The organism is Rhizobium sp. CG5 (genome assembly GCF_023701945.1).
Classification (GTDB): Bacteria; Pseudomonadota; Alphaproteobacteria; order Rhizobiales; family Rhizobiaceae; genus Allorhizobium.
Window position 1 is genome coordinate 31,570 of record NZ_JABAEF010000003.1, and the last position, 13,082, is coordinate 44,651.

At 61.8% G+C, this 13,082-nt stretch carries 13 protein-coding genes; 5 read left to right on the forward strand and 8 right to left on the reverse strand.

The window, feature by feature from the left end; all coding sequences use genetic code 11:
* Window positions 1–24: 24 nt before the first annotated feature.
* The 8 genes from HGO38_RS06010 to HGO38_RS06045 all read right to left on the reverse strand — a co-directional run bounded on the left by HGO38_RS06010 (window position 25) and on the right by HGO38_RS06045 (window position 8,222).
* Window positions 25–1,134 (reverse strand): DUF2333 family protein, encoded by a 1,110-nt coding sequence (locus tag HGO38_RS06010; protein ID WP_250955034.1) that lies wholly within the window; start codon window positions 1,132–1,134, stop codon window positions 25–27.
* Window positions 1,127–2,425 carry a DUF6638 family protein gene (locus HGO38_RS06015; protein WP_250955035.1) on the reverse strand — a complete coding sequence of 433 codons (1,299 nt, stop codon included), beginning with the start codon at window positions 2,423–2,425 and terminating at the stop codon, window positions 1,127–1,129. Before HGO38_RS06015 ends, HGO38_RS06010 begins: the two co-directional genes overlap by 8 nt.
* 24 nt (window positions 2,426–2,449) lie before the next feature.
* A complete protein-coding gene (locus HGO38_RS06020) occupies window positions 2,450–2,866 on the reverse strand; it encodes a helix-turn-helix domain-containing protein (protein WP_250955036.1) in 417 nt (138 codons plus the stop codon).
* Window positions 2,867–2,868: 2 nt separating this feature from the next.
* Window positions 2,869–3,126, reverse strand: a complete 258-nt coding sequence (locus HGO38_RS06025) for a type II toxin-antitoxin system RelE family toxin (protein ID WP_250955037.1) — start codon at window positions 3,124–3,126, stop codon at window positions 2,869–2,871.
* Between the two features lie 58 nt (window positions 3,127–3,184).
* On the reverse strand, window positions 3,185–5,098 hold the full coding sequence (locus HGO38_RS06030; RefSeq protein WP_250955038.1) for an AAA family ATPase: 1,914 nt from the start codon (window positions 5,096–5,098) through the stop codon (window positions 3,185–3,187).
* A 3-nt stretch (window positions 5,099–5,101) separates the two neighbouring features.
* Window positions 5,102–6,253, reverse strand: a complete 1,152-nt coding sequence (locus HGO38_RS06035) for a hypothetical protein (RefSeq protein ID WP_250955039.1) — start codon at window positions 6,251–6,253, stop codon at window positions 5,102–5,104.
* Between the two features lie 238 nt (window positions 6,254–6,491).
* On the reverse strand, window positions 6,492–7,580 hold the full coding sequence (locus HGO38_RS06040; protein WP_250955040.1) for a hypothetical protein: 1,089 nt from the start codon (window positions 7,578–7,580) through the stop codon (window positions 6,492–6,494).
* Between the two features lie 255 nt (window positions 7,581–7,835).
* Window positions 7,836–8,222: a c-type cytochrome gene (locus tag HGO38_RS06045; protein ID WP_250955041.1), complete on the reverse strand. Its 387-nt coding sequence runs from the start codon at window positions 8,220–8,222 to the stop codon at window positions 7,836–7,838.
* 254 nt (window positions 8,223–8,476) lie between these two features.
* Between HGO38_RS06045 and HGO38_RS06050 the strand changes: the two genes are divergently transcribed.
* From HGO38_RS06050 to HGO38_RS06070, 5 genes are all read left to right on the forward strand, one after another.
* A complete protein-coding gene (locus HGO38_RS06050) occupies window positions 8,477–9,433 on the forward strand; it encodes a choline ABC transporter substrate-binding protein (protein ID WP_250955042.1) in 957 nt (318 codons plus the stop codon).
* 217 nt (window positions 9,434–9,650) lie between these two features.
* Window positions 9,651–10,496 carry a choline ABC transporter permease subunit gene (gene choW, locus HGO38_RS06055; RefSeq protein ID WP_250955043.1) on the forward strand — a complete coding sequence of 282 codons (846 nt, stop codon included), beginning with the start codon at window positions 9,651–9,653 and terminating at the stop codon, window positions 10,494–10,496.
* Window positions 10,493–11,548, forward strand: coding sequence for a choline ABC transporter ATP-binding protein (gene choV / locus HGO38_RS06060; protein ID WP_250955044.1), 1,056 nt, complete (start codon window positions 10,493–10,495; stop codon window positions 11,546–11,548). Before choW ends, choV begins: the two co-directional genes overlap by 4 nt.
* A gap of 43 nt (window positions 11,549–11,591) precedes the next feature.
* Complete coding sequence (locus HGO38_RS06065; protein WP_250955045.1) at window positions 11,592–12,341, forward strand: HugZ family pyridoxamine 5'-phosphate oxidase; 750 nt, start codon at window positions 11,592–11,594, stop codon at window positions 12,339–12,341.
* 115 nt (window positions 12,342–12,456) lie between these two features.
* Window positions 12,457–12,774, forward strand: coding sequence for an ArsR/SmtB family transcription factor (locus HGO38_RS06070; protein WP_250955046.1), 318 nt, complete (start codon window positions 12,457–12,459; stop codon window positions 12,772–12,774).
* Window positions 12,775–13,082 lie beyond the last annotated feature (308 nt).

The window sequence follows — 13,082 nt, forward strand, 5'->3', positions numbered from 1 at the left end:
ATGGCGGCCGACCGCGCTATCTGATCAGCGGTCGAGAACGGAGCGCAGCTCGACCATGTTGGAGCGCACCCGCAGGATGTAGAAGCCCATGGTGGCCAGATGCGTCGGCATGATCCAGCCGTCTTCGCGGCCATTGGAAATGATCGCCGGCTGAATCTTCAGGGCCGCCTGCAGCTGCTTTTCCGTTTCGGTCCAGATCGCCGTCAGGTTGCGATCGCGGATCACGTCGATAAAGTCGGCGCGGGCTGCCTGGAAAATCGCATATTGCGCGTAGAGCTGGCCGTAGGCGAACCAGAACCGGTCATCGGCCCGGGTGTCGAACCAGCCGGCGTTGAAATCCTCGGAGCGGCGGCGCAGGATATCGGACGTATTGCCGAGATCGCTCGCGGTCCGGTCGACCAGCTGAACCAGGTTGTCGGCCCGTGCGTCGAAAATTGCGTTGCAGGTCTCGAGCGACGAATTGAACTTGCGCCAGCTCTCGACGGCCGAGCGATAATAGCTCGGCGTCGGCGTCTTGAAGCCGAACGGATCGGTGCCGAAATACCAGGTGCCTTCGTCGAACTGGATATTGCCGCGGGCATCCTGCAGGTCGTTGTTGATGCCGGATGTGCCGCGCACGCGGCCGAGATTGTCGGCAAGCTCGATGGCCACCCGGCGCGCCACCTGGTTGACGCCGCGCTGGAACGACGCCTTGTTGTCGAAGAACGGCGTATTGTCCCAATCGACCCCGAACAGACCCAGCTTGTAGAGCAGCGTCGAGGAGATCCAGGCATTCTGGTTGACATCGGTATCGGTCAGATCGGCAACGGTGGTGACGATGGCCGAATTCTGGCAGGTGCCGGGCTTTTCGGCGATCGGCTGTCCGGCCGCCACCTTGCGCTCGTTGAATTTGTAGGCCTGCGCGAATTCCGGGTTGAAATCGTGCCAGGCCTGGGTGCGCCAGATGAACTGGCCATAGGCCGCCACGAGGACGAGCAGGATCAGGATGATCGGCCCCTTGATGATCCAGCTGCGGTCGGCATACCAGCCATGCGCCGCCATGAACGGCCACAGCAGCCAGGCGACCACCAGACCGACGCCACGCCCTATGGCACTGAAGACGCGCTGAAAAAACGCGATGATCGGGTCAAGCATGGTCGTCGTCTCCTATACCGTAGAAGCGCCCGCGAAAGGCCTTCTTGTCCTTCAGATATGTGGTTGTCAGCCGCGTTACAACGAATTCCCGGAAACTTTCGCTATAGCGCTCATAGGCCGCATAGAAACCCTGCTTGTCGAAGATGAAGCGCGACACGAAATCGGCCGGAACCATCTGCGAAATCAGCCGGTTGGTCAGCCATTGGTCGGGGTGGTCGGGCAGTGCCCGGATCAGCAGGAAGCGCCGCTCGGCCGGCACCTCGCTCATCTTGATATTGCCGGTCGATGCCAGCATGCGGATCATTTCCTGCAGGAAGCCATAGGCGCCGTCGCGGGCGATCAGCTCGCCATTGCGATGCGCCCAGGTCTGCAGCCAGACCGCATCGGCCTTGGCAAGATCGGCTGCCGGATCGGCCTGGTTGACGAGGCTCAGCATCACCATCTCGGCCCGGAGCCGCAAGAGACCCGAGGCCTCGACCCAGCCGGCCCGCGGCAGTTCGATCCGCCCGGTGCGCGCCAGGAAATCGAAGATCTGCGCGGGATCCTTGATCGAGATATAGCTGACCTGCCAGGGCCGCGAGCGCCGGAAGCCAGGGGCCGTCGGATCGCAGATCACCGTCGTCACCTTCTCGTCGACAAAGACATAGACCCCGCCGAAATGATTGGCCCAGAAGGCATCGTGGCGAAACACCAGCTTGTCGGGCACCAGCACGTTCTGGCGGATGTCGCCGGTCAGCTTGGCCAGGTCCACCATACGGTTCAAAAGGACATCGTCGCGCCAGGCATCCGGATCGCTCTGCAGCCGGTCGGCCAATTGCCGCAGCTCGGCCGCCTTGCCGAGCAGGTCCTCGGCCGACAGAACCCGGAACCGCACCTCGTTGATCGACAAGAGATCCTCGAGGCTTTCGACCGTCGCCACCGAATCCTCGATCTCGCCATAGATCGCATCCTTGATGGTCACCGCATTGATCGAGCGCGCATTGGCCTCGAAGAATTCGTGCATCAGCCCGGCGGTGTTGGAAAAGCTGGTATGGACCACCGGCAGATTGACCTGCTCCGGCGTCATGATGACGAAGCGGCGGTTGACCCGGTTCGGATCGAGATAGTCGCGGTCGCCCAATTCGTCGGCAATCTGCGGCGAAAAGCCGGTCATGTCGATGTCAAACGCGGTCAGCGCCGTCGGCTGCAGCCCGAAGCCCGCGAGCGCCTTGTTGTAGCGCGCAATCAGATGCGGTTCCTCGACCGGCAACAGCCGGCCGTAGATCAGTTCGGCTTCCAGGAGACGGTTCATGCTGTTAATGCGGCTTCCTGTTGATTACTCATCATTGGCAGGCGTCTCGTCGCGGTCCCACACGAGATCATCAAGATCAAGCCGCAGCGCCTTGGCGATCGCCTTGAAGGCGGACAGACTGCCTTCCTTCTTGCCGGTCTCGATCTCCGAGAGATAGGCTGCGCTGATGCCAGCGCTAGCGGCCAGATCTTTGCCCGAAACTCCCCGAAAATCCCGCCACACCCGGACTGGATTTTCGCCGTCGATCATCCGGTTGACGAATTCGGCGGGAATAAGTTCCTCCTCGCCTGCCGCAAGGCGCGTCTCGAATTCGTTGATGGCTAGAACATCTTCCAGATCTTCGGCCCGTTCGGCCTGCTTCAAAAGAGCATCATAGTCCTCGCGGCTGAGGACAATCATCTCCTCGCCATTCGGCGTCTTGAACAGCGTTGCAGCACCCATTGCTAAAGTCCTTCATAGGCTTGGCCACGAGGCGCAATTCTCACGACATCGATAATCACACCATCCTCCCGGAAGATCACCCGCCAGTCCCCGACTCGAAGCGGGTAATAGTCCATCCCTTGCAACTTGCGAACGTTATTGGCTTGCGAACTCGGGTCGGCAGCATATTGCTCTATCTTGCCGCGAATGCGGCGGGCCTCGTTTGCGGGCATCCGCACCAAGACCATATTTGCTTTCTTGCTGTAGGTGATGGTCTTCATGAACTTTACACCTCCCGCTCGCTCGCCACAACAAATATTCGCCCTCAGCGAATACCCATCACCACGTCCCCTCCCGCTTCATCGCCTCGATCTGGCGGATCGCCCGTTCGCGCTGCCGTTCCCGCCGAATAATCTCCGTCACCGCCGCATCGTCCGACTTGTCAGAATAGCGGAATTCGCTGTCGGCGTAGCGGTTCACCTCCTGCAGCACCATTTCCATGGTGATCGGGCCGCGCAGCTCGGTAATCATCGCCTTCTTCTCGTCATAGCCCTTGTGCAGGAACACCTCCGGTGTCGAAAACCATTCGTCCGGCAGATCGACATCCATCGCCCGCATCTTGATCGCATCGGTGATGTTCTTGATCGCCCGGCCGGTGAAGCGCGGCTCGGCAAGCTTGATCTCGTGCAGATAGGCGCCGATATCGGCCAGGGTCTCGATCCGGCCTTTGGTCTTTTCGAACCGCTCCCAGACCGCCGTGAGCCCCTCTTCCCGCGGCAGCGAATGCTGCTCGTAGGAGCCGGCCACCGCCCGCTTGATCTCCTGGTTGGCGTAGAGCGTGTGCTCGCCCAGCGGGATCGCGTGGTTCTTGCCGATCAACAGCGCCAGGATGTCGATATAGTCCTCTTCCGTCTGCGGCCCGTCGACCAGCCAGCGCGCCCCCGCCCTCTGGCGCAGCGCATCGTCGACATTTTCCGGATAGTTGGAAAACATGCCGAAGGTGCAATTGCCGCGGATCACCGTCGAGGCGCCGGCAAAGCTCTCCATCAGCACCGCCGTCACCTCGTGCTGGCCGGCCGATGCCCGGTCGTCGGAGCGTTTGGCGGCCACCTGGTCGACGTCATCGATCGTGCCGAAGCCGATGGCACGCGGATTGATGACATTGTTGACGAAGGCCTTGGCATTCTGGCCGGATTTGCCCTGGTAGGAGGAAATCTGGTCGACGCCGAAATTCTCGTAGTGGAAGGCATACCCCGCCACCTGGCAGTAATCGTTCAAGAGGCCGGCGATCATCTGGATCAGGATCGTCTTGCCGGTGCCCGGCATGCCGTCACCGATGAAGGTGAACAGGAAGCCGCCGAGTTCGACGAACGGGTTCATCTGCCGATCGAAATCATAGGCCATCAGCATCTTGGCGAGCTTCATGCCCTGATACTTGGCAATATGGTTGCCGATGATCTCTTCCGGCTTCTTGAAGCTCATCGACAGGGGTTTACGCTTCTCCCCCGGCGCCACGTCGAAACCGTCGAGGGTGAAATCGTCCTGGTCGATGCGGATATGGGTCGCCTCGAAGGCGGCAAGACCGGCAAACCGCGCCTTGCGCGCCAACAGCCCGTCGATCGCCACCCGCGCAAAGGCCCGCGCCCGGGCAACAAGGCTGACATCGTCGGGCGAACCGGCAAGCGCCAGGTCGAGCCCGGCCACCAGGCTTTTCAGTGCATCCTGCGGCGTGTCGAACAGGAAATCCGGTTCCTTCGCATCATTGGCGGGCTCGCTCTCCCCCGACAGGGTCGACAGCAGGAAGGCCGCAAAGGCAAAAGCCGCCACATAGGCGGACGCCGACAGCAGCCCCTTGAAGCGCTCGGCGTCTGCCCCTTGCAGCGGCGCCGACAGGTTGCGGGCCTGCAATTGCTCCAGATCCGTCTGCCGGGCAAAGACCTCGCCGATCGCCAGCGCCACCTGCAGGCCGCGCCGCGCCCGGTAAAGCACGCTGTGCTGCAGCGGCGACAGCAAAGGATCGGCAGCCCGGACTGCCTGGATGGTCTTGGCGAGTTCCACCTCCCGCGTCCGCTTCACAGCACCCGTCGACACCGTCGAGACAAAGCGCCGCCCGGTGCCGGCGATCGCCGTGCCGCCGGCCCCATCGCCGTGGTCGAGCACGATCAGCCGCGTCACCAGCCCCTGCGCGACGCTCAAGTGTTTGGCGATCTCGTCTTCATGAATGGTCGTCAGACCGGCATTGAGTCCGTTCATCCCCTAGACCTCGCTGACCACGTTATTGCCCGAAATCACATGGACCTTGTAGTTGCCGAAGATCGCCGCCGCCTCACCCGAGGCATAGAGCGCCTGATAGGCGTCATGCGGCACCAGCGCGTGTTTCTCGTAGGCCGAGACGCCCATGCGGGCCGCTTCCAGGTCATTGGTTTCGATATGGAATTCCTGGGTGGCCGGCGTCGAGGAGAAAAAGCCCTTGACCGCGGGCCGTTCCGCCTTGGAAAACACCTCCTGCACGGTCCAGGTGAACAGCCAGGCATTGTCGGGCTTGCGCACCCGCGACAGGATCTCGTTGATCTTGGCATTGTTCTCGGTAATGCCGGCCGAATAGAACGGCCCGAGTACGATCCGCCGGATCTGCTTGGGATGCAGCTCGGCAAAATCCTTGTCCATATTGGTGGCAATGGTTGCCGGCGTCAGCGAATAGCCGCTGTTCTTGGCCGCGAAATCATCGAACCGCGCCGCCAGCTCCGGGTTCAGCAACCCGCCGACCGGCAGCGGAATATCGACATCGGGGCTGAGCTTGCCGTCGTCGCCGACCAGCAGTTTTGCGACATTGGCGGACGAATCCTCAAGGCCCGCCACATAGATCATCGGCAGCGTGCTGGTGCCGTCAAAGGCCGCCCAGGTCACCACGTAATAGGGCCGCCGCGTCTTCTCGTTGACGGTGACCCGCACGGTTTCCGGCAGCACGAAGGGTGAGAAGATATCGCCCTTGCCGATCTGCTCGAGATAGAGCCGTTCCGCCATGCGGCTCTGCAGGGCCTCGGGAAAGGCCTTCTGCCGCAGGATGAAATCCACCATGTCCTGGCGCAGCGCCTGCGGGCCGGGAATGGCCGCCAGTCTTGTCTCGGAAGCCCCCCGGTCATTTTCCAGCTCCAGCACATTCTGGAACACCGGAAAGCCGCTTTCGGCGCGCGAAATGCGGAACTGCTCGGTAAAGCCGATGCGGTTCTGCCAGCAGGCAAAGGAATTCTTCAGCCGCTGGACATAAGGCAGCAGCAACCCACCCGCCGTGCCCGAGCCCGGCAGCACCAGGTCGGGATTGTTGAGATAGATCTCAAACCCACCAAGCGCTGCCGCCATGGTGGAGAAATACTGGTTGACGGCCAGATTGGTCGCAGCGGCGTTCATTGGGACCGGGCCTCCCCGACAGGGCGCTGGGGCGGGAATACCCCCCTCTGTCGGCTACGCCGACATCTCCCCCTCAAGGGGGGAGATCGACCGCCAGCCTCAGCGGCACAATTCCGCAACGACTGAAGACGAGCAGAATGCGCCAACGAGTCGATCTCCCCCCTTGAGGGGGAGATGCCCGGCAGGGCAGAGGGGGGTAACCCCCGCCCCTCAACACCCGAGAGCAGAAACCTCGCCATCACGACTTCACGTAATTGGCCGAATTGTGCTTGTCCATCACGGTCTTGAAGCGCCGCGCGAAGGCCTCGTCGGCCAGTTTCTTGCGGCGCTGGATGTCGGCGGTCGACAGCATGTTCTTCTCGTGCAGTTCCAAGAGGTCGCCGATATGGCGCTGCGCCGCCGAGCCGATGCCGGCCATGGTTTCTTCCGCCGCCGTATCCACCTGGCTGCCCAGCGTATTGATCTTGTGGGCGACATCCTGCTGCGCCGCCGTCTTCAAACTATCTTCCAGGGCCTTGTACAGCACGATGCGCTGCTCGGTATCGATGGTCAGCTTGTTGATCAGCGTGTTCTGCGCGGCGATCTGGTTGTTGAGGCTGTCGACAAAAGTCTGGAACATCGAGGTATAACGCTCCAGCGTCTGGCTTTCGGCCAAGAGTTCCTGTTCCTTCGCCTGCGCCTGATTGTACTCGGTCGCCATTTTCGAACGCTCGCCTTCCAGCTGCGTGCGGGCCGACTGGTCGGTGGAGGCAGCGATCCTGTTCTCGATGTCGAGCAGAGCCGGGTTCAGTTCCTCGATGCGCTTCTGGGTCAGCTCCAGATTGGCGATCGTGCCCTTGCGGCGCTCGATCACCTGAATGAGGCTCGCCTCGGAGGTCTTGTAGCGCTCGTCCAGAACGGCGCGCTGATCCTTCAGGATGCCGACAATGCTGTCGGATTTGGCGAGCAGCTCCTGCAGGTTGCCGGCCAGCGACATGTTGCGCACCCGCTCGGTGCGCATGCGCTGGGCGCTCTGCTTGGAAAAGATGCCGATGAACTTTTCATAGCCCGAATAGCTCTTCATGCTTTCGAATTCCGAGCCGAACACATTGGTGGCATCTTCCAGCCCGATGATCAGGTCGGCGATATTCGCCTCCATCACCTTCTGCTGGTTGATGACATCGGAGATGCGGGCATTCTCGATGTCGAAATTGACGTCGCCGAGCTTGGTATCGGCCTTGGCAAACTGGTCGAGCACGGTGCCCGACTGCTCCATCTTGCCGCGTATGTCGTTGACGATGGTCCGGGTTTTCTCGATCTCGCTGTCGAAGGACTGTAGCGTGGCCATGGTTATGGTCTCCTTGAAGAAATGTCGTCAGTCCATCCCGGAAAACCGGGAAAAAATCGCAAGCGCAACCTTATAGCAAAACCCGTTATTGAAAACGGTCCTCGGTCCGGCGCCATCCGAATTCTGAAAACTTATATGGAGAGGCCATCCCGGGTTGCAAGGAGGCACAGCCATACGGGCGCGAAACGGAAGACTGTCTCCCGCGCCGCGCCCGCAGATCGTGTCTGCCGGATCGTGCCTTTGTCAGGCGGCCGCTTATTTCACCGCGGCCGGATCCTTCAGGTAGGCGATGACATTGGCGACGTCTTCCGGCTTCTTCAGCCCGGCAAAGGCCATCGTCGTGCCCTTCACCAGGTCCTTGGGCTTGGGAAGATATTCGGTCAGGCGTGCCTCGTCCCAGACCTTGCCATCGGCGCCGAACTCGGTCATCGCCTTGGAATATTTGAACCCCTCGACGGTTGCGACCGGCCGGCCGACCACGCCCATCAGGCTCGGACCGACCTTGTTCTTGGCCTCCGTTGCCGTATGGCAGGCGGAACAGACTTTGAACACCTTGGCGCCGGCCACGGCATCGCCGTCGGCAAGCGTGGCACCGGCCGGCAGGATGAGGGCGGCGGCCAGGATCACGGATGTCAGTTTCATGAAGATCTCCTCTCAAAGATGCCGAACCTCGCGGACGCGGAGCACGGATAGGTTTGAGTCTAGTCGTTTTCCGCCGGCTCCGCCACGGGACGTGATGCCGCGCCGCAAGACGAGCGGAGCGCCTGAAATTTTCATGTGCCGCAGGCGCCACGTCGCAAAGCACCCCTCTAATGCGCCGCAAACGCGCGGGGCAGGCTTGCAATTGTTGTGTATAGACTGTTGACTTGGGAACTTAAAAAAAAAGGGAGCCTGTCATGAACAGATCAATTTTCCATCGCCTCGCGCTCGCATCCGCGGTTTCGGCTTTCGCTCTCGGTGCCGTTCCGGCCTTCGCGGCGGAACCCGACAGCTGTACCGCCGTGCGCTTCTCGGATGTCGGCTGGACCGATATCACCGCGACCACAGCCACCACCGCCGTCATCCTAAAGGGCCTCGGCTATGAGCCGAGCATTACCGTCCTGTCCGTTCCGGTGACCTACCAGTCCCTGAAGAACAAGGACATCGACGTCTTCCTCGGCAACTGGATGCCGGCTCAGGAAAAGGATGTGAAGCCCTATCTCGAGGAAAAGACCGTCGATTCGATCGGCGTCAATCTGGAAGGCGCCAAGTACACGCTCGCCACCAATGCCAAGGGCGCCGAACTCGGCATCAAGGATTTCTCCGATATCGCCAAGCACAAGGACGAGCTGGACGGCAAGATCTACGGCATCGAGCCGGGCAATGACGGCAACCGTCTGGTCATGACCCTGATCGAAAAGAACGAAATGGGCATGGGCGGCCTCGAAGTGGTCGAATCCTCCGAGCAGGGCATGCTGGCGCAGGTCGCCCGCGCAGAAAAGGACGGCAAGCCGGTCGTCTTCCTCGGCTGGGCGCCGCACCCGATGAACTCCAATTTCGAGCTGACCTACCTGACCGGCGGCGACTCGACCTTCGGCCCGAATTTCGGCGGCGCCACCGTCTACACGAACACCCGCGCCGGCTACGTCGCCGAATGCCCGAATGTCGGCAAGCTCTTGACCAACCTGAAGTTCTCGCTGCCGATGGAAAACGAGATCATGGGCAAGATCCTCAACGATGGCGAGGATCCGGAAAAGGCAGCGACCGAATGGCTGAAGGCCAATGCTGCGGCCATCGATCCCTGGCTCGCCGGCGTCACCACCAAGGACGGCAAGGAAGGACTTCCCGCCGTCAAGACCGCACTCGGTCTCTGAGCGATCACGGAAGGGCGGCTTTGCCGCCCTTTTCCATCCCTGCGCCGCCTGATCGCCCGGCAAGGCCCTTTCGGCATGGCCATTCCGGCCTGACCCTCGCGATTGATGCGGACCGCAGGACCGCCAGCCATATGCCCCCGTCCCCCTGCCCGGCGCGCCGGCTGGGACTGGGCATATCGCCGATCTCAAGCTCTCAACACGAATGGGTGCGAACACCGTGAATTGGCTCACAGACAACCGGATTCCGATCGGCTCCTGGGCAAAGTCCTGCGTGGACTGGCTCACCACCAATGGCGAATGGTTCTTCGACTATCTCGCCTTCGTTCTGTCGCGCATCATCGACGGCCTGCTGTTCGTGCTGCAGGCACCGCATCCGCTGATCGTCGTGGCTTTTGCCGTCGGCCTTGGCTGGTGGCTGCACCGCTCGATCGGCACCGCCCTCTTCACCTGTCTCGGGCTGCTGCTGATCATCAACCAGGGCTACTGGAAGGAAACGACGGAAACCCTGGCTCTGGTTCTGGCGGCCACCACCGTCAGCATGCTGATCGGCATTCCGCTCGGCATCCTCGCTGCCCGCCGCCCCTGGATCTATTCGATCATGCGGCCGGTGCTCGACCTGATGCAGACCATTCCGACCTTCGTCTACCTGATCCCGGCGCTCATCCTGTTCGGCCTCGGCATGGTGCCCGGCCTGATCGCCACCGTGATCTTCGCCATCCCCGCCCCCATCCGCCTGACCCGGCTCGGCATCATCTCCACCCCGCCGTCGCTGGTCGAGGCTGCCCAGGCCTTCGGTGCCACGCCGACCCAGGTGCTGCGCAAGGTGGAACTGCCCTTTGCCATGCCGCAGATCATGGCCGGCCTCACCCAGACGATCATGCTGTCGCTCTCCATGGTGGTCATCGCAGCACTCGTCGGCGCCAGCGGTCTTGGCGTTCCGGTCGTGCGCGCGCTCAACACCGTCAACATCGCCAAGGGCTTCGAGGCGGGCCTGTGCATCGTCATCCTGGCGATCATCCTCGACCGCATGTTCCGCAGTTCAGACGAGGGAGACACCGCATGAGCGACGCCGTCATCTTTGGAAATGTCGACATCATCTTCGGCGACCATCCGCAAAAGGCCCTCACCCTGCTCGACCAGGGCAAGACCCGTGACCAGATCAGCGCCGAGACCGGCCTGGTGCTCGGCGTCGCCGGTGCCTCGCTCACCGTCAAGGAAGGCGAGATCCTCGTGCTGATGGGCCTGTCGGGCTCCGGCAAGTCGACCCTGCTGCGCGCCGTCAATGGCCTGGCGCCGGTGGTGCGCGGCAATGTCAGCGTCGTCACCAGGGCCGGCACGGTCGATCCCTACCGGGCCAGCCCCAAGGCGCTGCGCGACCTGCGCATGCATGCCGTCTCCATGGTCTTCCAGCAGTTCGGGCTGCTGCCCTGGCGCACCGTCGCCGACAATGTCGGCTTCGGTCTGGAGCTTGCCGGCGTGCCGGAGGCCGAGCGCAAGAAGCAGGTGGCCGAACAGCTGGAACTGGTCAACCTCGCCCAATGGGCCAACCGCAAGGTCAACGAGCTTTCGGGCGGCATGCAGCAGCGCGTCGGCCTGGCCCGCGCCTTTGCCACCGGCGCGCCGATCCTGTTGATGGACGAGCCGTTCTCGGCGCTTGATCCGCTGATCCGCACACGCCTGCAGGACGAATTGCTGGAATTCCAGTCGCGCCTCAAGAAGACCATCCTGTTCGTCAGCCATGACCTCGACGAGGCCTTCCGCATCGGCAACCGCATCGCCATCATGGAAAGCGGCCGCATCATCCAGTGCGGCACACCGCAGGAGATCGTCCGCAACCCGGTCGACCAGTATGTCGCGGATTTCGTGCAGAACATGAATCCGATCAACATGCTGACCGCCGCCGACGTCATGCTGCCGGGCCTGGCCACAACCGGCGGTCAGGGTGCCGTCGCCGGCACGGCGCGCGCCCAGACGCCGCTGGTCGACATCCTCGACGCGCTGGCGCGCCAGCCTGGGACAATCGGCGTGGTTGACAATGGAGCGATCATCGGCACGATCAGCGCCCAGGACGTGATCTCCGGACTGACCAGGCATCGGCGCAAGCTGCCGGCTTGATCCGGTCCGGCGATTGCGCCGGCAAACGGATCGGACGGCAGACATGGCAGACAAACCCTCGGTCATTCGCGAGACCGACGACGAGGCGCGCGGGCTGGCCCGCCGCCTGTTGCGCGGCGCGCGCTTCGTGGCGCTCGCCGTGCTCGATCCTGAGACCGGCTTTCCCAGCGTCAGCCGCGTGCTGATCGGCACCGATTGGGATGGCGCCCCCGTCATCCTCGTCTCGGCGCTCTCGGCCCATACCAGGGCGCTTGAAGCGGACGCCCGCGTCTCGCTCTTGGCCGGCGAGCCCGCCAAGGGCGATCCGCTTGCCCATCCCCGTCTCACCCTGCACTGTCTCGGCAGCCGGATCGCCCGCGACGGTCCGGACCATGCCCGGCTGCGCGACCGTTTCATCGCCCGTCACCCCAAGGCAAAACTCTATATCGATTTTGCCGATTTCGGCTTCTTCCGGCTGGAGCCGCAGTCGGCCAGCCTCAACGGCGGCTTCGGCAAGGCCTATCATCTGCCCGGATCGGACTTCCTGATTCGCCTCGGCGGTCTTCAGGATTACCCCGGGCAGGAGGGCGGCCTACTGCAAGAATTAGGGGTGCGGTTTCCCGATCTGGCGGGGCGGCTGGCCTATACCCATTGCGGGGCAAAAGCAGGAAAATGGCGGCTTTGTGGCGTGGATATGGCGGGAATTGACCTCGCCAGCGGTGATTTACTGCTGCGTTACGAGTTCAAGACCCCCATTGCGACAATAAGCGACATGTTTTTAGAGCTCGCTAATTCAGCAAATCCGGTACCTTAATTTTAGGCATATACAATTGTGCTCATCTTGCTACTCTTTCGCAACAGGGTATTTCGAAGATTGCAACGATCGCCTTCCGTAAAGGAAGGTGATCGCTTTAAAAGGAAAATGAGATATGAATACCAAGGCCTTATCAGAGCATTCGAATTCTGCCGCCGGTCTTCTCACGGCCATGGCAAACCCTAAGAGATTGATGATCCTGTGCAGCCTCGTCGAAGGCGAAGTACCGGTCGGCGTGCTTGCCTCGCAGGTGGGCCTCAGCCAGTCGGCGCTGTCGCAGCACCTGTCGAAACTGCGGGCCCAGAAGCTCGTCAAGACGCGCCGCGACGCCCAGACCATTTACTATTCCAGCACCTCGGATTCCGTCATCAAGGTCCTCCAGACGCTGGAAGGAATTTATTGCCGGACGGATGCCAATAAAACTGCGGCCTGAATGACAACGCTGACATTGGGCAGCGACAAACCAGGACGCCCGGTCATGACGACATCAAGGCCTCCAGGGCAAAGGCTTTTTCAGCACCTAGCGCTATGACTTTCAACCGGCAGATCCTCGATCTGCCGGTTTTGTCTTGTCCGGTGACCGTCGCGGATGTTCATCGGTGCAGCCCAGCCGGTCGTCACAATCAAGGAAGGCCCCAACAGGCTTATGACAGCACATTGGGGCCTCAAGCGGCATGCCGCCGGTCGAAATGGCTGACGGACCGAAACTGCCCTTAACGGCAACCCGCCAACACACGGACA